This window comes from Streptomyces nojiriensis (genome assembly GCF_017639205.1).
Lineage (GTDB): Bacteria > Actinomycetota > Actinomycetes > Streptomycetales > Streptomycetaceae > Streptomyces > Streptomyces nojiriensis.
Genome location: NZ_CP071139.1, coordinates 5,633,154 through 5,658,796 on the forward strand (window position 1 = coordinate 5,633,154; position 25,643 = coordinate 5,658,796).

Below are 25,643 nucleotides of genomic sequence, written 5' to 3' on the forward strand. Positions count from 1 at the left end.
GGCGCTCGGCAGTGCGGCGTTTGACACACCTACATTGGGTTGCATGACGCCATCAGATGCCTCAGCAGGAGCTTCCGCCGGTCGCTGGTCGAGCCTGGACCGGCCGCCCCTCAATGCCGCCGCCCTCCAGAGGGCCCTCGTCACCGGGGACGGGCTGTGGACCTCCGTGGAGGTCGTCGCCAGTACCGGGTCCACCAATACCGACCTTGCCACCCGGGCGGCGCAGCTGCCCGAGGGAGCCGTGCTCGTCGCCGAGGAGCAGAGTGCCGGGCGCGGGCGGCTGGACCGGAGCTGGGTCGCGCCCGCGCGGTCGGGGCTGTTCTTCTCCGTCCTGCTCAAGCCGGGCGACGCGGTGCCGCAGGAGCGGTGGGGGTGGCTGACCCTGCTGGCCGGTGTGGCCACCGCGACCGGGCTGTCCCGGGCGGCCGGCGTGGACACCGCCCTCAAGTGGCCCAACGACCTGCTGGTCACCGTGGACGGCGAGGAGCGCAAGACCGGCGGGATCCTCGCCGAGCGGGTCGAGGACGGCGTGGTCCTCGGGATCGGGCTCAACGTCAGCCTGACGGAGGACGAGCTGCCGGTACCGGCCGCGGGGTCGCTGGTGCTGGCCAAGGCCTCCGTGACCGACCGGGACCCGCTCCTGAAGGCCGTACTGCGCTCGCTGGAGGAGTGGTACGGCAGGTGGCGCGCGGCCGGCGGCGACCCGGCCGCCAGCGGCCTCCAGGAGACCTACGCGGCGGGCTGCGCCACCCTCGGCCGGCACGTCCGCGCGGAGCTGCCCGGCGGGCGCACTCTCACCGGAACGGCCGAAGCGGTGGACACCGATGGCCGCCTGGTGATCCGTACGGCCGAGGACCGGCACGAGACGGTGGGCGCGGGCGACGTCATCCACCTGCGTTCCGTGCACTGACACGGGGAGCGGGCGCTGGGTGCGGCGCCGCCCCGGGGCCGCCGCCCCGGACCCCGCACCCAGGTCGCGGGCGGGCCGGAAGCGGGGAGGGGGAGTGAGCTACGGCACACCTGCCGTATGGTTTAGGCGATCCCGGTGCTCGTGGTGATCAACCGGTTCGCAGGGCAGTGCGCACGGAATGGACAGGAGGCGGCCCTTGACCGTCGACGACCCTACGTCCAGCGCGTCCGCCGGTGGCGGCTCCGCGTCCGGCCCGGGCACCCCGATCGGCCGTGACCAGCACACCCCGCACCACGAGGTCGATCACACGGCCCAGCCGACGGCGGATCCCCTCGCCATCCGGCTGGAGCAGCTGATCCTCGGTGCCGAGCGCCGGTACACGCCGTTCCAGGCCGCCCGGAGCGCGGGCGTGTCCATGGAGCTGGCTTCGCGCTTCTGGCGGGCCATGGGCTTCGCCGACATCGGGCAGGCCCGGGCGCTGACCGAGGCCGACGTGCTGGCCCTGCGCCGGCTGGCCGGTCTGGTGGAGGCCGGGCTGCTGTCCGAGCCGATGGCCGTGCAGGTGGCTCGGTCCACGGGGCAGACCACCGCCCGGCTGGCGGAGTGGCAGATCGACTCGTTCCTGGAGGGGCTGACGGAGCCGCCGGAGCCGGGCATGACCCGTACGGAGGTCACGTACCCCCTGGTGGAGCTGCTGCTGCCCGAGCTGGAGGAGTTCCTCGTCTACGTGTGGCGGCGCCAGCTGGCGGCCGCGACCGGGCGCGTGGTGCAGGTGGCCGACGACGACGAGATGGTCGACCGGCGGCTCGCGGTGGGCTTCGCCGACCTGGTGGGCTTCACGCGCCTGACGCGGCGGCTGGAGGAGGAGGAGCTCGGCGAGCTGGTCGAGTCCTTCGAGACGACCGCGGCGGACCTGGTGGCCGCGCACGGCGGCCGGCTGATCAAGACCCTGGGTGACGAGGTGCTGTACTGCGCCGACGACGCGGCGACGGCGGCGGAGATCGCCCTGCGGCTGATCGAGACGATGGAGCTCGACGCGCAGATGCCCGAGCTGCGGGTCGGGATCGCCTTCGGCACGGTGACCACCCGGATGGGCGATGTCTTCGGGACCACGGTGAACCTGGCCAGCAGGCTGACGTCCATAGCCCCCAAGGACGCGGTGCTGGTGGACGGCGCGATGGCCGAGGAACTCTCCCGGACCGGTGCCGCCCCGGTGTCGGAGAAGGAGGCCGAGACGGCGCCCGACGAGGGCGCGTCCTACCGCTTCGCGCTGCAGCCGATGTGGCAGCGCCCGGTGCGCGGACTCGGCGTAGTGGAGCCCTGGTCGCTGACGCGCAGGAAGCCCAGGAACCCGGCCTGACGCGACCGCGGGCCGGGGCGGACGGGCGGGCCCGTGCTTCCTGCCGACGGGCCGGGGCCCAGCCGTGCCCCGCAGCGGCGCAGCCTTGACCCGGTGGCCTCCCCGCGCACTAGAGTGCGGCGATAACGCTCGTTAACCGGGAGGGTCGCAGGCATGTCTGAGCAGCGCTTCGGAGAGTTCGTCGCGGTACGTCGGGAGGGCGACGGGCACGTCGCGGAGCTGGCGATGGACCGCCCCAAGGCGATGAACGCGGTGTCGACGGAGATGGCCCGGTCGATCGGCGCCGCCTGTGCGGCGCTCGCGGCGGACCCGTCGGTGCGGGTGGTGGTGCTGTCCTCCACCGCGGAGCGGGCCTTCTGCGTCGGGGCGGACCTCAAGGAGCGGAACTCCTTCTCGGACACCGAGCTGGTCCGGCAGCGGCCGACCACGCGGGGGGCGTACGGGGGCGTGCTGGCGCTGCCGATGCCCACGGTCGCGGCGGTGCACGGGTTCGCGCTGGGCGGCGGCTTCGAGCTGGCCCTGGCCTGCGATGTGATCGTCGCCGACGAGACCGCGGTGGTGGGCCTGCCCGAGGTGTCGGTGGGCGTGATCCCCGGCGGCGGAGGCACGCAGCTGCTGCCGCGCCGGGTGGGCGCGGCGCGGGCCGCGGAGCTGATCTTCACGGCGCGCCGGGTGGAGGCGGCCGAGGCGCTGTCCCTGGGGCTGGTGGACTCGCTGGTCCCGGCCGGCCGGGACACGGCGGAGGCGCTGGCGCTGGCGTCCCGGATGGCGGCGAACTCCCCGGTGGGCCTGCGGGCGGCCAAGCGGGCGCTGCGGCTGGGGCACGGGATGGACCTGGAGGCCGGTCTGGAGATCGAGGACGCGGCCTGGCGGACGGTGGCCTTCTCGGGCGACCGGGTGGAGGGCGTCGCGGCGTTCAACGAGAAGCGCAAGCCGAACTGGCCGGGGGAGTAGCCGGCCGGGCGGTATCGGGGCGGGGATCCGGGTGGCGTCCGTGTGGTGTCCGGATGCCGCCCGCGCCCCGGTGTCGCCCGATCGCCCTTGGTGATCTTGGTGGCGCCGAAAGTCGTGCCAATTGTCTCCAAATCTGACAAAAGTCCCTAGCCTGGGGTGATGGGAGTTGACGGGCGGCTACGAGCCGTGGTGGGACTCGCTCAGGCGATGGCCGCGGCGTGCGCGCCGCGGGACAGTGTGCGGGCGGCCGCGCGGGGGGCGCGCGTGGCGCTGGACGGCTCGTTCGCCGCGATCTCCGCGTGGGAGCGGGAGCGGGGGCGCCTGCGGGTGCTCGTGAACGAGGGCGAGCGGCGGGCGGGCGAGGAGGAGTTCCCCGAGGACGAGTCCTACCCCGTGCACGACTTCCCCGAGATCACCGAGTTCCTGCACGAGCTCTGGGTGGGCGGCGGCGGCCCGCACGCCTGGGTCGAGAGCGCCGTCGGCGACCGCCCGGGGCGGCGCGGGGAGGCCCTGCGCCGGCGCGGCCGCGGGACCTGTGTGGTCGCGCCCATCGTGCTCAGCGGCCGCGCCTGGGGCGAGCTGTACGTCGCCCGGGACGAGGGGCTGCCCGACTTCGACGAGGGCGACGCCGATTTCGCCACGGTGCTCGCCGCCGTGGTCGCGGCCGGTCTCGCGCAGAACGAGCGGCTGGAGGAGGCCCGGCGGCTCGCCTTCACCGACCCGCTGACCGGGCTCGCGAACCGGCGGGCGGTCGACATGCGGCTCGACGGGGCCCTGGAGGAGCACCGGCGGACCGGGGTGGTCGTCAGCCTCGTCGTCTGCGACCTGAACGGGCTGAAGACGGTCAACGACACCCTCGGCCACGCCATGGGCGACCGGCTCCTGGAGCGGTTCGGGTCGGTCCTGAGCCTGTGCGGGGCGATGCTGCCCGGATCGCTGGTGGCCCGCCTCGGCGGCGACGAGTTCTGCCTGGTCGGGGTCGGCCCGACGGCGGACGAGATCGTGCGCGTCACCGAGGAGGTGTGCACCCGGGCGGCCGAACTGGAGCTGGGCGAGGGGGTGGCCTGCGGCGTGGCCTCCACCGGGGACCCGATCGGGCTGGTGAAGTCCTCCCGGCGGCTGTTCCGGCTGGCGGACGCCGCCCAGTACAAGGCGAAGGCCGCGCGCTCGCCGAAACCCGTCGTGGCGGGCCGGGACACCGCGGTGGTCCGGCTCGCGGACGCCGCCGCCGAGGAGGCTCCCGGGGAGCGGCGCCGCTTCCGGGGCCGTCTGTGACCGGCCGCTCGCGCTACCGGCCCGTAAGGGGTCCAACCGCGTCGCGATCGTGACGAATCCAGCTAGTGACATGAAGCGATTCAATCCGTAGGGTGCTGAATATGGATATGCACACTGTCGTGGTGGGGACGTCCGGGACCACCGCCGAGGACGTCATCGCCGTAGCCCGCGGCAACGCACGCGTCGAGCTCTCCGCGGAGGCGCTCGACGCGCTCGCCCGGGCCCGCGAGATCGTCGACGCGCTGGCCGCCAAGCCCGAGCCCGTCTACGGCGTGTCCACCGGGTTCGGTGCGCTCGCCTCCCGGCACATCAGCCCCGAGCTGCGTGCCCAGCTCCAGCGCAACATCGTCCGCTCGCACGCCGCCGGCATGGGCCCGCGCGTCGAGCGGGAGGTCGTCCGCGCGCTGATGTTCCTCCGCCTCAAGACCGTCGCCTCCGGTCACACCGGCGTCCGCCCCTCCGTCGCGCAGACCATGGCCGACGTGCTCAACGCCGGGATCACCCCCGTCGTCCACGAGTACGGCTCCCTGGGCTGCTCCGGCGACCTCGCCCCGCTGTCCCACTGCGCGCTCGCCCTCATGGGCGAGGGTGACGCCGAGGGCCCGGACGGCACCGTCCGCCCCGCCGGCGAACTGCTCGCCGAGGCCGGCATCGAGCCCGTCGTGCTCCGCGAGAAGGAGGGCCTCGCCCTCCTCAACGGCACCGACGGCATGCTCGGCATGCTGATCATGGCCCTCGCCGACCTCGGCAAGCTCTACACCTCCGCCGACATCACCGCCGCCCTCACCCTGGAGGCGCTGCTCGGCACGGAGAAGGTGCTCCAGCCCGAGCTGCACGCCATCCGTCCGCACCCGGGGCAGGGTGCCTCCGCCGCGAACATGGCCGCCGTCCTCAAGGGCTCCGGGCTCGTGCGCCACTACCAGGAGGAGACCGCCCCGCGCGTGCAGGACGCCTACTCCGTGCGCTGCGCCCCGCAGGTCGCCGGCGCCGGCCGCGACACCATGGCGCACGCCGCCCTGGTGGCCTCCCGCGAGCTGGCCGCCGCCGTCGACAACCCGGTGGTGCTGCCCGACGGGCGCGTGGAGTCCAACGGCAACTTCCACGGGGCCCCGGTCGCCTACGTGCTGGACTTCCTCGCCATCGCGGCCGCCGACCTCGGTTCCATCGCCGAGCGCCGCACCGACCGGCTGCTCGACAAGAACCGCTCGCACGGCCTGCCGCCGTTCCTCGCGGACGACGCCGGCGTGGACTCCGGTCTGATGATCGCCCAGTACACGCAGGCCGCCCTGGTCAGCGAGATGAAGCGGCTCGCGGTGCCGGCCTCGGCCGACTCGATCCCCTCCTCCGCCATGCAGGAGGACCACGTCTCGATGGGCTGGTCGGCCGCGCGCAAGCTCCGTACCGCCGTCGACAACCTGACGCGGATCATCGCCATCGAGCTCTACGCGGCCACCCGCGCCATCGAGCTGCGCCACGGTCTGACCCCGGCCCCGGCCAGCCAGGCCGCGATCGCGGGCGCCCGTGCGGCGGGTGTCCAGGGTCCCGGGCCGGATCGTTTCCTCGCGCCTGACCTGGCCGCCGCCGACGAGTTCATCCGTACGGGCGGCCTCCTGGCCGCGGTGGAGCCGGTGACGGGTCCGCTCGCCTGACGGCAGGCCGCGTACACGGCGAAGGGCCGCCCCGGGACCTGACCCCGGGGCGGCCCTTCGCCGTGTCCGGGGCCCTGCGGCCCTGGAGCTCCGAGAGCCCTGAGGGCTCTACAGCGCGTGCGAGCGGCGGACCGAGAAGGCCACGAAACCGGCCCCGACGCCGAGGAAGAGGGTCCCGCCCAGGAGGTAGGGGGTGGTGTCCACGGATCCGGTGGCGGCGAGCAGGGGCTGCGGGTGCGAGGCCGGTCCGGAGGCCGTTCCCGTGACCGCCCCGGGGGCGTCGGAAGTGGAATCGGAGTCGGCGGAGCCGGTCGCGTCGGTGGTCGTCCCGGAGGCGTTCGCGCCCGCGGGCACGCCGGAACGGGTCTCCTCGACACCGGCTGAGGTGGCGCCCGCCGAGGGTACGAACCACAGGGCGGCGAGGAGGGTGGTCGCTCCGAGAGCGGTGAGCAGCGGTCGGCGTGCGGACACGGTGCGATCCCCCTTGTGGCAGCAGCGAATTGGCCGTGTGCGGTGATGCTACGGAAAGGGGCGGGTCGTGGGAAAGTCGGGGCTTCCGCGGGCTTACTCTCCGTCGTATGAACTCTTCTGAGACATCACGTTACGTACGACTTCGGGTGGATTTGGTATTGGAGGTGCCGGACGTTCAGGCACTCACGGGAGCCGCACTCGCGCACATCAAGGCCGACGAGTTCATGCCGGACGAGGAGCGCGGCCACGCCGAGTCCGCCGTCCGCGAGGACGAGTCGGAGGCCCTCGCCTACCTCGTCGACCCCACTGACCTGGTCGCGGACATTCCCGGGGTGGAGCTCGCCCAGGCCTCCTGGAGCAGCGAGCCCGTCGAATACGACCCCGAGTCCATGGAGTGGGACCTGGACGAGGAAGATGGGGACTTCGACGAGGAACCCGACAACGCCTGACCGTGTGGTGGACCACATCCGAACGGAATGTGGAACCGGCCGGCGCCGTTAACGCGTTGTCATGACCAGGCAGGGGGTACGCCCCCTGCCGGGCCAACCCCGGGGACGGCCAGCCTCCGGGGGATCCGGCAACGATGGAGTGGCGTGTGAGGACGGACAGTATGCGGCGGAGCAGGTCCCTGGTGGCCATATCCGCCGTGCTCGGTGGGGTACTGATGCTCACGGCGTGCGGCGGCGGAGACGACGCGAAGCCCAAGGGCTCCGAGGCGGGCAAGGCGCAGGCGGATGTCGACGCGGCGGCCGCCAAGGACACCTCCAAGGCCAAAATAACCATCACGCCGAAGGACGGGGCCACGAACGTAGGCCTCAACGACGCGGCCAACGTGGCCGTCGCCGACGGCACCCTCACCCAGGTCGAGCTGAAGACCAGCGAGGGCACGGCAGTGGCCGGCAAGATCGCCGCCGACGGCAAGAGCTGGAAGCCGGACGCCGCGCTGAAGCGCTCCACGAAGTACGCCCTGGCGGCGACCGCCAAGGACGCGGACGGCCGCGAGGCGCACGAGAACGCCTCCTTCACCACCATCTCCCCGGAGAACAGCTTCGTCGGCTCGTTCATCCCGGACGAGGGCCAGACGGTCGGCGTGGGCATGCCGGTCTCGATCACCTTCAACAAGCCGATCCAGGACAAGAAGGCCGTCCAGGCGGCGATCTCGGTCACCTCCAGCAGCGGCCAGGAAGTCGTCGGCCACTGGTTCGGCGCGCAGCGCCTGGACTTCCGCCCGGAGCAGTACTGGCAGGCGAACTCCACCGTCACCATGAAGCTGGCGCTGGAGGGCGTCCAGGGCGCTCCCGGCGTCCAGGGCGTCCAGAACAAGACCGTCAACTTCAAGATCGGCCGCAGTCAGGTCTCCACGGTCGACACGAAGACCAAGAAGATGACGGTCACCCGGGACGGCGCGGTCATCAAGACCATCCCGATCTCGGCGGGCTCCCCGGAGAACCCGACCTACAACGGTCAGATGGTGATCTCCGAGAAGTTCAAGGAGACCCGGATGGACGGCTCCACCGTCGGCTTCAAGGACAGTGAGGGCAAGGGCGAGTACGACATCAAGGACGTCCCGCACGCCATGCGGCTGTCCCAGTCCGGCACCTTCATCCACGGCAACTACTGGGGAGCCGACTCGGTCTTCGGCAGTGCGAACACCAGCCACGGCTGTGTCGGCCTGAACGACGCCAAGGGCGCGGGCGACCCGAACCAGCCCGCCGCGTGGTTCTTCGACAACTCGCTCATCGGCGACGTGGTCAACGTGGTCAACTCCCCGGACAAGGTCGTCAAGCCCGACAACGGCCTCAACGGCTGGAACATGGGCTGGGCGGAGTGGAAGGCCGGCTCCGCCGCCTGACCTCCCGCACCGCGCACGCCGAACGGCGGGGACCCCTCACGGGGTCCCCGCCGTTCGTCTTGGGGCCGGCCGAGGGTGGCCGAAAAGCACTCAACGGTGGCGCCGGGGCGCGTCTAGGGTCGGGGACATGATGATCCACTCCCTCGATCTGCCTCCGTCCGACGACGCGGTCGACGCCTGGCTGGCGGTCCTGACCGACGCGGGGGCCGCCGATCTTCCGCAGCTGCCCGCGCCGTCCCGCAGGGAGGTCGCCGGGCGCCTGCGCGTCAGGCCGGCGCGCGGCCGGTACGTGCTCCTGGCGGCGGACGGGGGCGCGGGCGTAGCGGCCCTGATCCTGTTCACGGACGAGGGCAACACGCACACCGCGCTCCTGGACGTACTGACCGTACGGCCGCAGGAGCGGCGGCGGGGCGTGGGCACCGCCCTGTGGGAGCGGGTCCGCGAGGAACTGCTCGCGCAGGGCCGGACCTCGGTCATGACCCAGTTCGACCTGGGAGGCCCGGGGCAGGCGTTCGCGGAGCCACTGGGGTTCGAGAACGTCCTGCCGATGGCCTGGTACGAACAGGAACTCCCCGCCGACGGGCCCGCGCAGGTTTCGGCCGCCCCCGGATACGAGCTCCTCACCTGGCACGGCACGGTCCCCGACGCCTGGGCGCCGGCCGCCGCCGCGGCCCACGCCGCGATGGACGACGCGCCGAGCGGGGACATGGACGAGCGGCCCCCGGTCTGGACGGAGCAGCGGCTGCACGACATGCAGCAGGTGATCACCGACCGGGGCTGGGAGCAGATCACGGTCGCAGCCGTGACCGAGGCCGGCGAGGTGGCGGCGTACACCGAACTCGTCCTGCCGGACCCCTCCGGCCCGCGCGCCCTCCAGCACGGCACGGTGGTCGTCCCCGGCCACCGCGGCCACGGCCTCGGCCGCGCCGTGAAACTGCGCATGGCGGCCGAGGCGGCCGCACGCTACCCGGCGCTGCGCCGCATCGCCACGACCGTGGCCGACGCGAACCCCCACATGCGGGCGGTGAACGAGTCCATCGGCTACCGGCGGGGGCGCGAGGCGGGCATCTTCCAGCTCAAGCTCTAGGCCGTCTCTTCCGGATCTTGCCTGACCGGCAAGATCCGAAAGAGACGACCCAGAGGCGGGTTGGCCGGACACCGGCCGCCCTCGGCCGTGCCGCCGGTCACCGTGTGGCCGAGCGGCCCTCCGACGGCTCCGCCGAGCGCGCGGGCGACTGCCCGGGTGCCTGTGCGGGCCGCGCCCCGGCCCCCTCAGACGGGGCCGACCACGACGCCAGCAGGCGCAGGGCGTCCGCCGACGGGGAGCCGGGGGCGGCGTGGAAAGCGACCAGCGACTGCGCCGGATCGTCCGGGAGCTTCAGCGTCTCGAAGGACAGCCGCAGCTCACCCACGAGCGGGTGCCGCAGCACCTTCTCCCCGTGCGTCTTGTCCGCGACCGTGTGCGCCGCCCACAGCCGCCGGAACTCCTCGTTCTTCACCGACAGCTCACCGACCAGCGCCGACAGCTGCTCGTCGTCCGGGTTCTGGCCGGCGTACATCCGCAGGTTGCTCACCACCTCGCACGCCCGGCACTCCCACTCCCGGTACAGCTCCGCCGTCGCCGGGTCCAGGAACACCAGCCGCACCAGGTTCCGCTCGGCGGGCGGCAGCGCCCCGAAGTCCCCGAAGACCGCGGCCGCCAGCCGGTTCCAGCCGATGACGTCCTGCCGGTGCCCCACCAGGTACGCCGGTACGCCGCACATCGCGTCCATCAGCGTGCGCAGCTCCGGCCGCACCTGCTGCGGGCGCCGGCTGTGGCGGCGCCGGTGCGCCTTGGGCCGCGCCAGGTCCATCAGGTGCGCCCGCTCGCTCCCGTCGAGGCGCAGGGCCCGCGCGAGCGCGTCCAGGACCTCCACCGACACGTTGTGCCCGTCACGCTGCTCCAGCCGCGTGTAGTACGCGACCGACACCCCCGCCAGCTGCGCCAGTTCCTCCCGGCGCAACCCGGGCACGCGCCGGCGGCGCCCGTGGTCGGGCAGGCCCACGTCCTCGGGGCGCAGCCGCGCACGCCGGGAGCGGAGGAACTCGCCGAGGCAGGCTCGCTGATCAAGCTGATCCATTCCGCAAGTATCCCCGGGCGGCGTGCCGCGGTGCAGACGTGAGCCTGACCCCGCCAGGAGTAGGTTCACCGGTCGTAGGCAGGACAGGGGGCTGGCTGCCCGCCGGACGGACCGGCAGCGTGGGGTTCACCGCAGAGGCACGACCCCCGTTCGAGGAGCACCGCCATGTCCGTCACCCACGCCGCCCGGGACACGCACGCCGCCCACGCCACCCGGGTCGCCGCGTACGCCGCCCCCGCCGCCAAGGCTCCGCTGGAGCGCACCACCATCACGCGGCGGCCCGTCGGCGCGCACGACGTCCTCATCGACATCAAGTACTCCGGCATCTGCCACTCCGACATCCACCAGGTGCGCGACGGCTGGGGCGAGGGCATCTACCCGATGGTCCCCGGCCACGAGATCGCCGGTGTCGTCTCCGAAGTCGGCCCGGCCGTCACCCGGTTCTCCGTCGGGGACCGGGTGGGCGTCGGCTGCTTCGTCGACTCCTGCCGCACCTGCGCGTACTGCCTGCGCGGCCAGGAGCAGTACTGCGCCGAGGGCATGACCGGCACCTACAACGCCCTCGACCGCAACGGCGACCCCACGTACGGCGGTTACTCCACCCACCTCGTCGTCGACGAGAAGTACACCGTCCGCATCCCCGACGGCCTCGCCCTCGACGTCGCCGCCCCGCTGCTGTGCGCCGGCATCACCCTCTACTCCCCGCTCAAGCACTGGCAGGCGGGCCCCGGCAAGCAGGTCGCGGTCGTCGGCCTCGGCGGCCTCGGCCACATCGGCGTGAAGATCGCGCACGCGCTCGGCGCGGAGGTCACCGTCCTGTCGCAGACCCTGCGCAAGAAGGAGGACGGCCTGAAGCTGGGCGCCTCCCACTTCTACGCCACCGGAGACGAGGCCACCTTCGAGGAACTGGCCGGCCGCTTCGACCTGATCCTTTCCACCGTCTCCGCGCCGCTCGGCCTGGACGCCTACCTGGGCCTGCTGAAGGTCGACGGCGCGCTGGTGAACGTCGGCGCCCCGGAGGAGCCCGTCGCGCTCAACCTCTTCTCCGTCATCGGCGGCCGCAAGACCCTCGCCGGATCGATGATCGGCGGGATCGCCGAGACCCAGGAGATGCTGGACTTCTGCGCCGAGCACGGGCTGGGCGCGGAGATCGAGCTGATCGCCGCCGGGCAGATCAACGAGGCGTACGAGCGGGTGCTGGCGAGCGACGTGCGCTACCGCTTCGTGATCGACGCGTCGACGATCTGACCCCGGGCGGCTTCAGTACGCCCCGGGATGGGCGAACGGCCGGCCGGCGTGCCGCTCGCGCATCCGTGCCGCCGCCGCACACGCGTCAGCCCCTCGTGCGAGGCGGCGGCGACGGCGGGGGCACTCACGCCCCAGGGGCCTTGGCCACACCGATCGGGCAGGACACGCCCGTGCCGCCGATGCCGCAGTAGCCGCCCGGGTTCTTGTCCAGGTACTGCTGGTGGTGGGCTTCCGCGGGCCAGAAGGGGCGCTCCGCCGCCGGCAGCACCGCCGTGGTGATCGGGCCGTAGCCCGAGGAGGCCAGGACCTGCTGGTAGGCCGTGCGGGAGGCCTCCGCCGTCGCCTGCTGGTCGGGGGAGTGCGTGTAGACCGCCGAGCGGTACTGGGTGCCGACGTCGTTGCCCTGGCGGAAGCCCTGGGTGGGGTCGTGGGACTCCCAGAACAGCTTCAGCAGCGCGGCGTAGGAGACCTGGGACGGGTCGAAGACCACGCGGACCACCTCGGTGTGGCCGGTCAGACCCGAGCAGACCTCCTCGTACGTCGGATTCTCGGTGAAGCCGCCCTGGTAGCCGGCCAGCGTGGTCCACACCCCGGGGGTCTGCCAGAACTTGCGCTCCGCACCCCAGAAACAGCCCAGACCGAAGTCGGCGACTTCCAGGTGCGCGGGGTAGGGGCCGGACAGCGGGTTGCCCAGCACGGTGTGCCGGTCGGGCACGGCGAACAGCGGCTCCGCGCGGCCCGTCAGGGCCTCCTCGCGGGTGGGGAGCTCGGGCGTACGGCGGTACGAGAACATGGATTCCCTCCTTGTGGGAGTGACAACGTGCGAAGGGCGGGCCGGGATTCCCCGACCCGCCCTCCGCGACGGGTCACAGACCCGGCGTGACCTCGCGTACCGCCCAGTCCCGCGCGTACACGTAGCGCGACTTCGGCCAGTAGCGCCAGGGCATCGCCCCGATGTGCCCGTCGATGTGGCGGAACTGCTCGACCGCCTCCGCGTCCCGGTCCTGCCAGAACAGGAACCACGCGAGCGGGTGACGCAGCCGGATCGACCGCCAGTCGGCCGGATCGGCCGCCGCCAGGTCGACGAGGGCGGCATCGACCGCCGCGACGACCTCCGGCTCCTTGAAGAACGTCTCCGGCTTGAGGTCCGACTCGTGCAGCTCCTGCTCGATGTAGGCGATGAGCGGCAGCACGGACAGCAGCTCACCCGGCTCGGCCTTGGCTGCGCACTCGCGGGCGAAGGCGAGCGCCAGCTCGTGCGAGCCGCGCCACTTCTGGCTCCAGTACTGCATGGCGTTCGTGTGGGCCGACAGGAGCTTCGGGTCCCGCTTCATGATCTGCGCCCACAGCTGCCCGTACTCCTCGTGGGAGTAGCCCAGGCCCTGGCTGATGGACTGCTCCACCATGTACGGAACCGGGTCCGCGGGGTCCGCCAGCCGCTGGGCCTCCCGCGCCTGCTCCTGCGCCTTGAGCAGCAGCTCGCGGAAGATACGGAACTGCTCCTGGGTGGTGTGGCTGGCCCGCGCGGAGCCCCGCACGTTCCACGCCACCAGGACGCCCGTGTCCGCGTTCACCAGCGCCGCGGACGGGTCCGACGGCCGGGCCGCGCGCCAGGCGAGCAGCCAGGCGTCGTCCTCGGCCGCCGCCTCGGACAGGGGGCGCATGCGCTGCCAGCGCTCCTCCCAGTCCTGCCCGGCCGCCTCCAGATAGGCCGCGCCCGCTTCCCAGTCGCCGGCCTTGACCGCCGCGACGGCGGCGGTCTGCTCGGGCGACACGGGCAGCGCGTTGTCCGTGTCGAGCTCGGCCTCCGGTACGAAGCCCAGCGCGACGACCGCCGCGGCCTGCTGCGCCTTGCGCTCCGCCTTGGCGGCGGCCGTCTCGGCGTTCATGGCCTCGGTCCGGCCCTCGATGACGGCGATCTCGGCCTCCAGCCGCTTCGCCTTGCGGATGTAGTAGACGCCGCGCAGGAACTTGAACGCGCCGAACAGCAGCATGGCGCCCAGGACGTACAGGCCGATCACGGGGCAAGCACCAGCTTTCGCAGGGATTCGGTGTCGGGCAGGTCGGCGACGGCCGCGTCCAGGGCAGCGCCCAGGCGCTCCTCGAAGCCGTCGGCCGGGTAGCTCAGCGAGGCCGAGTCGGACCACGACAGCTGCCAGCGGGCGGCGCCGCGGCCCGTCAGCTCGACGGTGACCAGCTGGTTCAGGGCGCGCCGGACCACCGGGCGGGCGAACTCGCGGGCCGTGCGGCCGGTGGCGGCCTGGGCCTCCTCCGACTTCGGGAAGCGGTCGGCGATGCGCCAGCGCACCGCCGGGTCGGCGTCGAACGCGTCGAGCACGGCGTCCAGCCCGGGGCCGGCTCCCTCGGCGGCGAAGGCCTCGCGGATGTCCTCCGCGCCCTGGCCGACGTACGTGGTCATCGACTCGTGGACGAGGTCCTCCCAGCCGACCCGCTTGAGCGCGAGCGCCTCCGGGGTGAGGACGACCTGCTCCAGCGCGGCCAGCGCCGCGTCGGCGTCGGCCAGCAGCTCCAGGGACGGCCGGGCGGCCTGCCCGCCGCGGCCGTCGTCGGGCAGGGCCTCGATGCGGGCCACGCGCTCGGCGAGCGCGGGGTGGGAGTCGTAGGGGGAGGCGGGCTCGGTCGACAGTTCCCGGCGCAGCTCTTCCAGGTCGGCCGAGCGCGCGTCCAGGAGGCGGCGCAGGCCGCCGAAGACCTCGCCCGGGCGGGGCAGCAGGCCGGCGCCGACGCCGAGGGTGGCGTAGGAGCTCATGTAGAAGTCGTGCGCCGAGTCGAGGGCGTTCAGCTCGCGCAGCGCGGACGCGGCGGAGTCGCGGCCGGCGACCCGCACCGAGGCGAGGTCGGCGGCGAGCTCCTGGCGGCGGGAGGTGGAGAGGGTGGCGCGCATGTAGAAGTTGCCGTACGCGATGTAGATCTTGGCCATGGCGCGGTACATCGCGCCCTCGCCCCCGGTGTCGACGCCCTTGGCCTTCTTGCCCTTGGCGATCCGCTTCTCGTCCTTGCGCTCCTGCTTCGCGCGCTCCTTGGCGACCTTCTTGTCGGCCCGCTCGTGGAAGTAGCCGATGGTGCGGATCAGTTGGGCGCGGCCGCGGGCGATCAGCGGGGTCAGGCGGGTGTCGAAGTTGGCGTAGTGGCCCATCTCGTGGGCGAGCACCGCGCGCAGCTGCATCTCGTCCAGGCCCGTCATCAGCGGCAGGCCGAGGTAGAGGCGGCGGGTGCCGGGCCGCAGGCCCAGCAGCTTGGCGTCCTCGGCGACGGCCGCGTTCACCTCGTCGATCAGCACGATCTCGTCGGGGGCGCGGGTGCCGACCTGCTGCGCGATGTCGCGTACGACCGCCCACAGTTCGGGTTCCTGCGCCTCACCGACCGTGACCCCGGCCGGACCCTCGCCCCTGGGCGTGCGCAGCATGAACAGGCCGCGCACGATCGGGATGGCGAGGACGACGGAGACCAGCAGCAGCTTGCCCGCGACGGGTCCGTGCAAGTTGGTGACGACGGCGTAGTCGATGCCGCCGAGGGCGGCCAGCAGGAACACGCCGAGCAGGTAGAAGCCTGCGAGCAGGACGAGAGCGCGCAAGGCGCGCAGTGAAGCGCCCATATGGACAGATCCCCCCACGGGATGAAAGCGGTGCTGAAGCAGGTGGCAGGGCAGAAGGCCGCCACCGCCGCATCATGCGGCCTGTGATTACTTACGGCAACTTTATTGGCCGAAGCTTCTGCCCGTCCCGTGGGGCGATCCGGGGCGATCCGCCCGGCGGCTACTGCGCCAGCGTCGCCGGCGACCCGCCGTTCGCCTCGTACCCCGCCACCGCCATCGCCCGGTACACCGCGTACGCGGCGGCCGGGTCGTCCGTCTCCGACCACGGCCGAGCGCCCACGTACCCGTCCACGTGCCGCACCTGCTCCATGGCCTCCGCCCACCGCTCCATGCAGACCAGGAACAGCAGCAGCAGGTGCCGCACGTGCGCCACCATCGGGTCGTCCTGCCGCGCCGTGTGCACCGCGTACAGCGCGCCCTCCACCGCCCGCGTGACGACCGCGCCCCGGTAGAAGCTCGGGCTCAGCACGATGTCCGGCTGGTTCTCGCGCAGCGCGAACAACGGCAGGGCCGCCAGCAGCGAGCCCTGCGGGGCGCGCGCCGCGGCCGCGTGCGCGAAGGCGTCGGCCTTCTCGCGCGAGCCGTGCCACTGCGCGCCCCAGTAATGCAGCGCCGCGAGATGGGCGCCCATGTGCTCCGGGGCCCGGTCGACGACCTTCGCCCACAGCTCGTCGAACTCCGCCTCCGGGTACGCCAGTCCCCGTGCGACCGCCAGCTCCGTGATGTACGGGACCGGGTCCCCGGGGGCCAGCAGCGCGGCCCTGCGGCACGCATCCCGGGCCTCCTCCAGGATGATCCGGTGGTCGTCGGAGCCGACCCCGCCCGACTGCCGCCACGCCTGCTGCACCAGCAGCTCCGCGTGCACCTGCGCGCCGCCCGGGTCCTCGTCCGCCTCCAGCCGCCACGCCTTCAGCCACTGCGCGCCCGTCCCGGGCTGCGCCATCAGTTCCAGGGCCGCGGCCCCGCCGAAGGCCTGCACGCGCTGCCAGCGCCGCTCCCCCTCCCGCGGGGTCCCGGCGAGCAGCTGAGAGGCCGCCTGCCAGCTGCCGGTGAGCCGCACGTTGTCGAGGGCGTCCATCAGGTCCCGGTCGGGCCCGGGGACGCGGATGTCGAGCTCTTCCTGCCGGTCGAATCCGTAGTTCGCCGGGTCGGCGGCGTCGGGGCTGTCCGGCGCGACCAGGCGGATACCACCGCGCCGGCGCCGTATGTACGGACCGAGAATGAACACGATCATGAGCATCGCGAACACCAACCACAGAATCTCCATGCCTCCAGCGAACCAGACCGAGGGGGGAGCAGGCCAATAGGGGGCCGGGCACCGGGCGGGCATAGCATCGGACCATGAGCGACGACAGCCACGAGCACCAGAGCTTCGAGACCCGCGCGATCCACGCGGGCAACACGGCGGACCCGCTGACCGGCGCGGTCGTACCCCCGATCTACCAGGTTTCCACCTACAAGCAGGACGGCGTCGGAGGGCTCCGCGGCGGCTACGAGTACAGCCGCAGCGCCAACCCGACCCGGACCGCGCTGGAGGAGAACCTCGCGGCCCTGGAAGGCGGCCGTCGCGGTCTCGCCTTCGCGTCCGGACTCGCCGCCGAGGACTGCCTGCTGCGTACGCTGCTCGCCCCGGGCGACCACGTGGTCATCCCGAACGACGCGTACGGCGGAACCTTCCGCCTCTTCGCGAAGGTCGTCTCCCGCTGGGGCGTGGAGTGGTCGGTGGCCGACACCTCCGACCCCGAGTCGGTACGGGCGGCCCTCACCCCGAAGACGAAGGTCATCTGGGTCGAGACCCCCTCCAACCCGCTGCTCGGCATCACGGACATCGCCGTGGTCGCGGACATCGCGCGCTCGGCCGGCGCCAAGCTGGTCGTGGACAACACCTTCGCCTCGCCGTACCTCCAGCAGCCCCTGGCGCTGGGTGCGGACGTGGTCGTGCACTCGCTGACCAAGTACATGGGCGGGCACTCCGACGTGGTCGGCGGCGCGCTGGTCGCCGCGGACGCGGCGCTGGGCGAGGAGCTGGCCTACCACCAGAACGCGATGGGCGCGGTGGCCGGTCCGTTCGACTCGTGGGTCGTCCTGCGGGGCATCAAGACCCTGGCCGTGCGCATGGACCGGCACGCGGAGAACGCGGGCAAGATCGTCGAGCTGCTCAAGCGGCACCCGAAGGTCACCAAGGTCCTCTACCCGGGCCTGCCCGAGCACCCGGGCCACGAGGTCGCGGCCAAGCAGATGCGCAACTTCGGCGGCATGATCTCCTTCCAGGTCGCCGGCGGCGAGGAAGAGGCGGTCGCGGTCTGCGGCCGCACCAAGATCTTCACGCTGGCCGAGTCCCTGGGCGGCGTCGAGTCCCTGATCGAGCACCCGGGCCGTATGACGCACGCGTCGGTGGCCGGCTCGGCGCTGGAGGTCCCGGCGGACCTGATCCGCCTGTCGGTGGGCATCGAGAACGCCGACGACCTCGTGGCGGACCTGACCCAGGCCCTGGGCTAACCCCCCCCGCCGGGCCCACCCGGGCCCGGCACCCCCACCCTTCCCGGCTCCGCCGAGCCCACTCCGGCTCCGCCGGGGCCACCTCCAGCCTCGCCGTCCACTCCGGCTTCGCCGGGGCCACCTCCAGCCTCGCCGGCGTTTGAGGCGCGGGTCCGGGCGGAGCCCGGTGCCCGGCGGAGCCGGGTTCCCTGGGGCTCCGCCCCAGACCCCGCGCCTCAAACGCCGGCGAGGCTGGACATGCCCGGCGCAGCCGGAAAGGGCCTGGCAGGGCTGGGTGTTGCCCGGCGCAGCCGGAGTTGGTGGGTTACCAGCCTTGCAGGGGTGGGGAGATGCCGCTCGGCGGTGTGAGCCAGGGGCGGGTCAGGGAGGCCCACACCACGAAGGCCACCGCGGCAGCGAAGAGCACGGCCCACCCGAACATCCGCAGCGCCCGCCGCCGTCGCAGCAGACGGTCGCCCCGGGCCGCGGCGCCCGCCGCGAGCCCCGTCGGCACCGGCGGGTACGGACCCTCCAGGAGCCGTTTGACCTGGGCTTCCTTCCGGTCGGGGAGCCCGCTCACGCCGCCCCCCGGCCCCTCAGCGCGGCCACGGCCCGATTGCACAGCACCCGTACCCGCTCCACCGGCATCCCGAGCTGTGCCGCCGCGACCTCCTCCGCGACCCCTTCGTAGAGCCGCAGGACGAGGACGAGCCGCTCCGGCGGGCTCAGCCGCGCCAGCACCCCGGCGCCACCGTGATGGCGCCAGCCGGTCCGGGCGAAGGCCGTGCACAGCTCCTGGCGGGTGAAATCGTACGGATCGTCCCCGCGCAGGCGCCGCCAGTTCGCGTACGTACGGGCCAGCGCGCCCGCCAGCAGCCGCCGGGCCGAGTCCGGTTCACCGGTCAGCAGGAGCGCGACATGCAGCAGGCGCCCGGCCGCGCCCGCCACGAAGGCTTCGAACTCCGCGTAGGAGCCCGCCTGTTGATCAACCACCCGCATAGTCCACATAGTGCGGGCAGCGGGGCCGCTCAGGTCAAGAGGCCGGACGGACTCCGCTCAGGAGGCGGGACCGGCTTCGGCCACGGCCGCCATGAGCTCCGACAGCGACAGGTTGAAGCGCGTCAGCAGACCGGTGAAGGATTCCCGCTCGCCCTCGCTCCAGCCCTCCGTCACCCGGGCCATCAGCTCGCGCCGCGAGGAGCGGACCTCGTCCAGCCGGGCCAGTCCTCGCGGGGACAGCGCGAGCACCACGGCCCGCCCGTCCTCGGGGTGCGAGGTCCGCTTGACCAGACCGCTGTCGACCAGCGGCGCGACCTGCCGGGTCACCGTGGAGGAGTCGATCCCCATGCCGCCGGCGAGCGCCTTCACGCCCATCGGGCCCTCCAGGTCGAGCCGGTTCAGCAGCAGGTAGGCGGCGCGGTCCATCGAGTTGCGGGCCTGGCCCACACCGCCCAGACGGGTCTGCTCGGCACGGCGGGCGAAGACCGCCACCTGGTGCTGGAGCGCGTCGAGGAGACCGGCTCCGGCGGGCGCGTCCGGCGCCGCGGGCAGATCGGAATTGGCCGAGGTGGAAGGCATGGCCGTGGGCTCTCTTCGCGTGGGTCCGACAAGGATGGGGGACAGAGTACGCGGCCGTGCGGCGGCTCGTACGCCTCGTACGAGAACTGATACGGCCGGTTGGGACTCCCGCGCCGAGCGTGTCCCGGATGGCGAGATATCGACCCTCCCGCACGCCCTGCGAGACTGGCGGCATGAACTACCGCGTGCCCCAGCCCGTCCCCCAGGTCATCCTCGACGACGTCCGGGGGGCCCAGAAGATGCTGTCGGGCGTCTCGCGGGTCACCGCCATGGAGGGCAGCCGGCACCTCTCCGCACTCACCGGCTCCCCGGTCCACCTCAAGTGCGAGAACCTCCAGCGCACCGGCTCCTTCAAGCTCCGCGGCGCCTACGTGCGCATCGCGTGCCTGCGCCCCGAGCAGCGGGCCGCCGGTGTCGTCGCCGCGAGCGCGGGCAACCACGCGCAGGGCGTGGCGCTGGCCTCCTCCCTCCTCGGGGTCCGCTCGACCGTGTTCATGCCGGTCGGGGCGCCGCTGCCGAAGGTGGCCGCGACCCAGGAGTACGGCGCCGACGTGCGCCTGCACGGGCAGGTCGTCGACGAGACCTTCCTGGCCGCCCAGGAGTACGCGGACCGCACCGGCGCGGTGTTCATCCACCCCTTCGACCACCGCGACATCATCGCGGGGCAGGGCACGGTCGGCCTGGAGATCCTGGAGCAGTGCCCGGAGGTGCGGACCATCCTCGTCGGGATCGGCGGCGGCGGTCTCGCGGCCGGCGTCGCGGTCGCCGTGAAGGCGCTGCGGCCGGACGTGCGGGTCATCGGGGTGCAGGCGGCGGGCGCGGCCGCGTACCCGCCCTCGCTCAGGGCCGGACATCCGATCTCGATCGACGATCCGAACACGATGGCCGACGGGATCAAGGTCGGCCGCCCCGGGGACATCCCCTTCAACATCATCGGCGAGCTCGTCGACGACGTGCGCACGGTCTCCGAGGACGCCCTCTCCAGCGCCCTGCTGCTCTGCCTGGAGCGGGCCAAGCTGGTGGTCGAACCGGCAGGGTGCAGCACGGTCGCGGCCCTGCTCAGCGAGCCCGAACTGTACGGCGGCGGCCCGGTGGTGGCCGTCCTGTCCGGTGGGAACGTCGATCCGCTGCTGCTCCAGCGGATCCTGCGGCACGGCATGGCGGCGGCGGGCCGGTACCTGTCCCTGCGGCTGCGCGTGACCGACCGGCCGGGCGCCCTGGCCGGGCTCCTGGCGGTGTTGTCAGTGGTGGATGCGAACGTGTTGGACGTGAGCCACGTGCGGACGGACCCGCGGCTGGGGCTCACGGAGGTGGAGGTGGAGCTGCAGCTGGAGACGAAGGGCCCGGAGCACTGCGCGGAAGTCGCGCGTTCCCTGCACGGCGCGGGATACAAGGTGATGAGCTAGGAGGCGTCCCCGGCCATCCCCCGTTCGGTCGAGCAGGACATGCCCGGCGCTCATAGGATTTGCCTAGAAATGCCCTGAATATCCTGATTCTACTGGCCCGATTCACTGGGAGAATCCATATGCCAGGCGCTATCTACGCCGAAGGTCTGGTCAAGACCTTCGGCGATGTACGGGCTCTCGACGGCGTGGACCTCGATGTCCCCGAAGGCACCGTCCTGGGTCTTCTCGGCCCGAACGGCGCGGGCAAGACCACGACCGTACGCGTCCTGACCACCCTCCTGCGGCCCGACAGCGGCAAGGCCGTCGTCGCCGGCATCGACGTGCTCAAGCACCCCAACGAAGTCCGCCGCGCCATCGGCCTGTCCGGCCAGTTCGCGGCCGTCGACGAGTACCTGACCGGCCGCGAGAACCTCCAGATGGTCGGCCAGCTCTACCAGATGAAGGCCAGGGCGGCCAAAGCCCGGGCCACCGAACTCCTCGAACGCTTCAACCTCTCCGACGCCGCGGACCGCACCGCCAAGACGTACTCCGGCGGCATGCGCAGGCGCCTGGACCTCGCGGCCGCCCTCGTCGTCAGCCCACCCGTGATGTTCATGGACGAGCCGACCACCGGACTCGACCCCCGCAACCGCCAGCAGCTGTGGGGCATCATCCAGGAACTGGTCGCCGGCGGCACCACCCTGCTCCTCACCACCCAGTACCTGGAGGAGGCCGACCACCTCGCGCACGACATCTGCGTGGTCGACCACGGCAAGGTCATCGCCCGCGGCACCTCCGACCAGCTCAAGGCCCGTACCGGCGGCGAGCGCGTGGAGGTCGTCGTCCACGAGCGGCAGCACATCACCACCGCGCGCGAGGTGCTCGCCGGCTTCGGCAAGGGCGAGACCACCGTCGAGGAGCACACCCGCAAACTGACCGTGCCCGTGTCCGGCGGCGCCAAGCTGCTCGCCGAGGTCATCCGCGAACTCGACGGCCGGGGCATCGAGATCGACGACATAGGCCTGCGCCGCCCCACCCTCGACGACGTGTTCATCTCCCTGACCGGGCACGCCGCCGAACTGGCCGCGGACGAGAACGGCGACGCGCCGGCCGGTCCCGGGACCAAGGGCCGCAAGGCGGCCCGCAAGGAGGCGGCGAAGTGACCCTCACCTCCCCGAACCCGGGCGCCTCCCCGCACCGCGACCTCGCGGCGCCCCGCCCGCGCGGCGGCGTCGTCCAGAGCGTGAACGACTCCCTCGTGATCGCCAAGCGCAACCTGATCCGGATGTCCCGGATCCCCGAGATGATCATCTTCGGTGTGATCCAGCCGGTCATGTTCGTCGTCCTGTTCAGCTACGTCTTCGGCGGCTCGATCAGCGTCGGCGGCAGCACCTCACCCGCCGCCTACCGCGAGTTCCTGATGGCCGGCATCTTCGCCCAGACCGTCACCTTCGCCACCGCCGGCGCGGGCGCCGGCATCGCGGACGACATGCACAAGGGCCTGATCGACCGCTTCCGCTCCCTGCCCATGGCGCGCGGCGCCGTCCTCACCGGCCGCACCCTCGCCGACCTCGTCCAGACCACGTTCACCCTGGTCATCCTGGCGATCGTGGCCCTCCTCGTCGGCTGGCGCACCCACACCAGCCTCGGCGAGGTCCTCGCCGGCTTCGGCCTGCTGCTCCTGCTCGGCTACGCCTTCTCCTGGATCGGCGCCCTGATCGGGCTGTCGGTGCGCACCCCCGAGGCGGCCACCTCGGGCGGGCTGATCTGGCTCTTCCCGCTGACGTTCATCTCGAACGCCTTCGTCCCCGCCGAGAACATGCCGCCCTTCCTGCGCACCATCGCGGAGTGGAACCCGTTCAGCGCCACCGTGCAGGCGGCCCGCGAGCTCTTCGGGAACCTTCCGGAGGGCTACCCGGTCCCGGACGCCTGGCCCATGCAGCACCCGATCACGGCGTCCATCCTCTGGTCGGTGCTGATCGTCGTGGTCTTCCGGACCCTGTCGGTGCGCAAGTACCGCTCGGCGACCGCGTAGGACCCGCACGGGCGTCGGACCCCGGGCGTCGGACGCCGGGCCCCGGGCGCCCGTACCGGCAGCAACGCGCGATGCCCGGCCGGAAGGATCCGGCCGGGCATCGCGCGTCGTCGGTCAGGAAGAAAACGGTGACCGAGGGTGATCAGCCGGTGAAGGGCTTGACGTCAAGGATCTTGACGGAGGCCTTCTTGCCGTTCGGCAGCTCGTACTCGGCGTCCTCGCCGATCGCCTTGCCCAGCACACCGCTGCCCAGCGGGGACTGGGGGGAGTACGTCTCGAAGTCCGAGGACGCGTACTCGCGCGAGGCCAGCAGGAATTCCATGGTGTCGTCCTCGTCGCCGTCGAAGGCGATCTTGACGAGCGTGCCGGGGGCCACCACGCCGTCGGACGCGGGCGCGGTGCCGACCTTGGCGTTCTCCAGGAGCTGCGTGAGCTGGCGGACCCGGAGCTCCTGCTTGCCCTGCTCCTCCTTCGCCGCGTGGTAACCGCCGTTCTCGCGCAGGTCGCCCTCCTCGCGGGCGGCTGCGATCTTCGTGGCGATCTCCGTGCGGGCGGGACCAGAGAGGTAGTCCAGCTCCGCCTTCAGCTGGTCGTACGCCGCCTGGGTCAGCCAGGTGACGCTTTCGCTCGTCTGGGTCACGGGTGCTCCTCGTCGGTACAGGGGACTACTGGCCGCCATCGGCGGACGAAACCACGAGCCTAACAATTCGGGAAGAAAAGGGGGAGGACCCCAGAGGCTCATTGCCTCGTGGGGCGCTACTTCAATCCTCTTTCGGACCTCGGCGGACCGCTTCGGACCTCAGCGGGCGGAAGGCGCCGACTGGCAGCCGATCAGCTCGATCATCGTGGCCCGGTTCGTGGTCTTCAGGGTGACGATCTCGTCCACCCGCGACCGGTTCTGCGCGAAGGTGAAGTCCGCGCGGCCCACCTCGGCGTGCTCCTTGTCCTGGGAGCTCAGGGAGCAGACCCCGGTGACCGAGGACTCCTTGCGGACCTCCAGGTGCACCTTCACCTCGGTGTCCGAAATCACCTGGAACTTGATCACCTCGGCGCTCACGCTCTGCCCCGCGACGTAGTCCCAGCCGATCCAGCCGACCACGCCCAGCAGCGCCACACCCAGCACCGATCCGATGATCTTGAGCTTCCGGTCCGCACGCTCGTCCGCCGACCGGCCGTACCGGCCCTCGGGCAGTCCCTCGCGCACCGCGCTCATGATCGTTCCTCTCGCCGGAGACGGCTGGGTCACCCCTGGAATTTTCCGCCCCCCGGTTCGGTCACTATAGGAGCTGAGTGTCGCGCCGAATCGCAGAGGATCCTGTTTTGACCGAGCAGCTTCGACTGATGGCCGTCCACGCCCACCCCGACGACGAGTCGAGCAAGGGCGCGGCCACCATGGCCAAGTACGTGTCCGAGGGGATTCCCGTGCTGGTCGTCACCTGCACCGGTGGCGAGCGCGGCTCGATCCTGAACCCCAAGCTCCAGGGCGACAAGTACATCGAGGAGAACATCCACGAGGTCCGCGCCAAGGAGATGGACGAGGCGCGCGACATCCTCGGCATCCAGCAGGAATGGCTCGGCTACGTCGACTCCGGCCTCCCCGAGGGCGACCCGCTGCCCCCGCTGCCCGAGGGCTGCTTCGCGCTCGCGGACGCCCACGAGGCCGCCGGCGAGCTGGTGAAGAAGATCCGCGCCTTCAAGCCGCAGGTCGTCACCACCTACGACGAGAACGGGGGCTACCCGCACCCCGACCACATCATGACCCACACGATCTCCATGCTGGCCTTCGAGAGCGCGGCCGACACCGAGAAGTACCCGGAGAGCGAGTACGGCCCGGCCTACCAGCCGCAGAAGCTCTACTACAACCAGGGCTTCAACAAGCCGCGCACCATCGCCCTCCACGAGGCGCTGCTCGCGCGCGGCCTGGAGTCCCCCTACGGGGAGTGGCTGGAGCGGTGGAAGGAGTTCGAGCGCAAGGAGCGGACCCTGACCACCCACGTGCCCTGCGCCGACTTCTTCGAGATCCGTGACAAGGCGCTCATCGCGCACGCCACCCAGATCGACCCGGACGGCGGCTGGTTCCGCGTCCCGATGGACATCCAGAAGGAGGTCTGGCCCACCGAGGAGTACGAGCTCGCCAAGTCGCTCGTCGACACTTCCCTCCCCGAGTCCGACCTCTTCGCGGGCATCCGGGAGAATGCGTAGCTATGAGCGCTACGCAGGCAGCACTGACCCAGCTCCTTCCGCTGGCGGGTGACACCTTCGACAAGAACAAGGTGACGCCCGGCCTCCTCGGCTTCATCGTGTTCGCGGCCCTCGCCGTCGGCGTGTGGGCCCTGATGAAGTCCATGAACCGGCACATGGGCCGGGTGAACTTCGAGGAGGCCCCGGAGCCGGGCGCCTCCGGCGGAGACGGCACCCGGGCCCCGTAAGACCGGTCCGGGGTCGGTACGGGCCTGCGGGGACCCTCGCGTGCATGCGATCGCCCGGGCCGCCCCCGGCGCGGACGGCAGCCTCGGCCCCGTAAGGCCGGTCCGGGACCGGTGTGGCGCTGCGGGGACCCTCGCGTGCATGCGATCGCCCGGGCCGCCTCCGGCGCGGACGGCAGCCTCGGCCCCGTGAGGCCGGTCCGGGACCGGTGTGGCGCTGCGGGGACCCTCGCGTGCATGCCGCCGCCCCGGCCGGGAAGCCGGCGGCCGGGAGCTCGTGCGCGTG

The 25,643-nt window shown here is 72.3% G+C and carries 26 protein-coding genes; 15 read left to right on the top strand and 11 right to left on the bottom strand.

The annotated features are described in order from the left end of the window. The first annotated feature begins 43 nt into the window (after positions 1-43). From JYK04_RS26385 to hutH, 5 genes are all read left to right on the top strand, one after another. Positions 44-910: a biotin--[acetyl-CoA-carboxylase] ligase gene (locus JYK04_RS26385; protein ID WP_189733078.1), complete on the top strand. Its 867-nt coding sequence runs from the start codon at positions 44-46 to the stop codon at positions 908-910. 196 nt (positions 911-1,106) lie between these two features. After that, entirely contained in the window at positions 1,107-2,270 is a 1,164-nt protein-coding gene (locus JYK04_RS26390; protein WP_189733076.1) for an adenylate/guanylate cyclase domain-containing protein, read from the top strand. A gap of 153 nt (positions 2,271-2,423) precedes the next feature. Next, positions 2,424-3,224, top strand: coding sequence for an enoyl-CoA hydratase/isomerase family protein (locus JYK04_RS26395; protein ID WP_189733074.1), 801 nt, complete (start codon positions 2,424-2,426; stop codon positions 3,222-3,224). Between the two features lie 159 nt (positions 3,225-3,383). Then, positions 3,384-4,499, top strand: a complete 1,116-nt coding sequence (locus JYK04_RS41965; protein ID WP_189733072.1) for a GGDEF domain-containing protein — start codon at positions 3,384-3,386, stop codon at positions 4,497-4,499. 107 nt (positions 4,500-4,606) lie between these two features. Then, a complete protein-coding gene (gene hutH / locus JYK04_RS26405; protein ID WP_189733721.1) occupies positions 4,607-6,148 on the top strand; it encodes a histidine ammonia-lyase in 1,542 nt (513 codons plus the stop codon). 108 nt (positions 6,149-6,256) lie between these two features. Here hutH and JYK04_RS26410 read toward each other — a convergent pair whose 3' ends face one another. After that, positions 6,257-6,619, bottom strand: coding sequence for a hypothetical protein (locus JYK04_RS26410; RefSeq protein WP_189733070.1), 363 nt, complete (start codon positions 6,617-6,619; stop codon positions 6,257-6,259). 164 nt (positions 6,620-6,783) lie between these two features. Between JYK04_RS26410 and JYK04_RS41430 the strand changes: the two genes are divergently transcribed. The 3 genes from JYK04_RS41430 (at position 6,784) to JYK04_RS26425 (ending at position 9,558) form a co-directional block, all read left to right on the top strand. Beyond that, entirely contained in the window at positions 6,784-7,068 is a 285-nt protein-coding gene (locus JYK04_RS41430) for a hypothetical protein (RefSeq protein ID WP_229874969.1), read from the top strand. Between the two features lie 134 nt (positions 7,069-7,202). Next, positions 7,203-8,471 (top strand): L,D-transpeptidase, encoded by a 1,269-nt coding sequence (locus JYK04_RS26420; protein ID WP_189733067.1) that lies wholly within the window; start codon positions 7,203-7,205, stop codon positions 8,469-8,471. A 127-nt stretch (positions 8,472-8,598) separates the two neighbouring features. Beyond that, positions 8,599-9,558: a GNAT family N-acetyltransferase gene (locus JYK04_RS26425; protein WP_189733065.1), complete on the top strand. Its 960-nt coding sequence runs from the start codon at positions 8,599-8,601 to the stop codon at positions 9,556-9,558. A gap of 97 nt (positions 9,559-9,655) precedes the next feature. Here JYK04_RS26425 and JYK04_RS26430 read toward each other — a convergent pair whose 3' ends face one another. Then, positions 9,656-10,591 carry a helix-turn-helix transcriptional regulator gene (locus JYK04_RS26430; RefSeq protein WP_189733063.1) on the bottom strand — a complete coding sequence of 312 codons (936 nt, stop codon included), beginning with the start codon at positions 10,589-10,591 and terminating at the stop codon, positions 9,656-9,658. Positions 10,592-10,756: 165 nt separating this feature from the next. Here JYK04_RS26430 and JYK04_RS26435 point away from each other — a divergent pair, with 165 nt between their 5' ends. Beyond that, a complete protein-coding gene (locus JYK04_RS26435; RefSeq protein ID WP_189733061.1) occupies positions 10,757-11,839 on the top strand; it encodes an NAD(P)-dependent alcohol dehydrogenase in 1,083 nt (360 codons plus the stop codon). A gap of 124 nt (positions 11,840-11,963) precedes the next feature. Here JYK04_RS26435 and msrA read toward each other — a convergent pair whose 3' ends face one another. The 4 genes from msrA to JYK04_RS26455 form a co-directional block, all read right to left on the bottom strand. Further along, complete coding sequence (gene msrA, locus JYK04_RS26440; RefSeq protein ID WP_030011412.1) at positions 11,964-12,632, bottom strand: peptide-methionine (S)-S-oxide reductase MsrA; 669 nt, start codon at positions 12,630-12,632, stop codon at positions 11,964-11,966. Positions 12,633-12,705: 73 nt separating this feature from the next. Continuing rightward, a complete protein-coding gene (locus JYK04_RS26445) occupies positions 12,706-13,860 on the bottom strand; it encodes a hypothetical protein (RefSeq protein WP_189733059.1) in 1,155 nt (384 codons plus the stop codon). Then, the gene (locus tag JYK04_RS26450) at positions 13,857-15,455 is read right to left on the bottom strand and encodes a M48 family metallopeptidase (protein ID WP_189733057.1); all 1,599 of its coding nucleotides are present in this window, start codon (positions 15,453-15,455) and stop codon (positions 13,857-13,859) included. Before JYK04_RS26450 ends, JYK04_RS26445 begins: the two co-directional genes overlap by 4 nt. A 160-nt stretch (positions 15,456-15,615) precedes the next feature. Then, a complete protein-coding gene (locus tag JYK04_RS26455) occupies positions 15,616-16,722 on the bottom strand; it encodes a hypothetical protein (RefSeq protein ID WP_189733056.1) in 1,107 nt (368 codons plus the stop codon). A gap of 74 nt (positions 16,723-16,796) precedes the next feature. Between JYK04_RS26455 and JYK04_RS26460 the strand changes: the two genes are divergently transcribed. Beyond that, entirely contained in the window at positions 16,797-17,954 is a 1,158-nt protein-coding gene (locus JYK04_RS26460) for a cystathionine gamma-synthase (RefSeq protein ID WP_189733055.1), read from the top strand. A 304-nt stretch (positions 17,955-18,258) separates the two neighbouring features. On the opposite strand, the gene JYK04_RS26465 is transcribed toward JYK04_RS26460, so the two are convergent. From JYK04_RS26465 to JYK04_RS26475, 3 genes are read right to left on the bottom strand one after another with little or no spacing between them, the layout of a single operon-like run. Further along, positions 18,259-18,513 (bottom strand): hypothetical protein, encoded by a 255-nt coding sequence (locus tag JYK04_RS26465; RefSeq protein WP_189733054.1) that lies wholly within the window; start codon positions 18,511-18,513, stop codon positions 18,259-18,261. Next, positions 18,510-18,932, bottom strand: a complete 423-nt coding sequence (locus tag JYK04_RS26470) for a sigma factor-like helix-turn-helix DNA-binding protein (protein ID WP_189733053.1) — start codon at positions 18,930-18,932, stop codon at positions 18,510-18,512. The genes JYK04_RS26465 and JYK04_RS26470 overlap by 4 nt, the downstream gene beginning before the upstream one ends. A gap of 57 nt (positions 18,933-18,989) precedes the next feature. After that, positions 18,990-19,511 carry a MarR family winged helix-turn-helix transcriptional regulator gene (locus JYK04_RS26475; RefSeq protein WP_189733051.1) on the bottom strand — a complete coding sequence of 174 codons (522 nt, stop codon included), beginning with the start codon at positions 19,509-19,511 and terminating at the stop codon, positions 18,990-18,992. Between the two features lie 173 nt (positions 19,512-19,684). Between JYK04_RS26475 and ilvA the strand changes: the two genes are divergently transcribed. The 3 genes from ilvA to JYK04_RS26490 all read left to right on the top strand — a co-directional run bounded on the left by ilvA (position 19,685) and on the right by JYK04_RS26490 (position 22,931). Further along, a complete protein-coding gene (ilvA, locus tag JYK04_RS26480; RefSeq protein WP_189733049.1) occupies positions 19,685-20,917 on the top strand; it encodes a threonine ammonia-lyase in 1,233 nt (410 codons plus the stop codon). 119 nt (positions 20,918-21,036) lie between these two features. Next, positions 21,037-22,059 (top strand): ATP-binding cassette domain-containing protein, encoded by a 1,023-nt coding sequence (locus JYK04_RS26485; protein WP_189733047.1) that lies wholly within the window; start codon positions 21,037-21,039, stop codon positions 22,057-22,059. Continuing rightward, positions 22,056-22,931 carry an ABC transporter permease gene (locus JYK04_RS26490; protein WP_189733045.1) on the top strand — a complete coding sequence of 292 codons (876 nt, stop codon included), beginning with the start codon at positions 22,056-22,058 and terminating at the stop codon, positions 22,929-22,931. The genes JYK04_RS26485 and JYK04_RS26490 overlap by 4 nt, the downstream gene beginning before the upstream one ends. Positions 22,932-23,073: 142 nt before the next feature. Here JYK04_RS26490 and greA read toward each other — a convergent pair whose 3' ends face one another. Together greA and JYK04_RS26500 are read right to left on the bottom strand one after the other, a co-directional pair. Beyond that, positions 23,074-23,571 carry a transcription elongation factor GreA gene (gene greA / locus JYK04_RS26495; RefSeq protein ID WP_030009952.1) on the bottom strand — a complete coding sequence of 166 codons (498 nt, stop codon included), beginning with the start codon at positions 23,569-23,571 and terminating at the stop codon, positions 23,074-23,076. 159 nt (positions 23,572-23,730) lie between these two features. Continuing rightward, the gene (locus JYK04_RS26500) at positions 23,731-24,144 is read right to left on the bottom strand and encodes a DUF4307 domain-containing protein (protein ID WP_189733043.1); all 414 of its coding nucleotides are present in this window, start codon (positions 24,142-24,144) and stop codon (positions 23,731-23,733) included. A gap of 107 nt (positions 24,145-24,251) precedes the next feature. On the opposite strand from JYK04_RS26500, the gene mca reads away from it, so the two are divergent. Both mca and JYK04_RS26510 read left to right on the top strand, forming a co-directional pair. Further along, positions 24,252-25,133, top strand: a complete 882-nt coding sequence (mca, locus tag JYK04_RS26505; protein WP_189733041.1) for a mycothiol conjugate amidase Mca — start codon at positions 24,252-24,254, stop codon at positions 25,131-25,133. 2 nt (positions 25,134-25,135) lie between these two features. Next, complete coding sequence (locus JYK04_RS26510) at positions 25,136-25,360, top strand: hypothetical protein (protein WP_189733039.1); 225 nt, start codon at positions 25,136-25,138, stop codon at positions 25,358-25,360. Positions 25,361-25,643 lie beyond the last annotated feature (283 nt).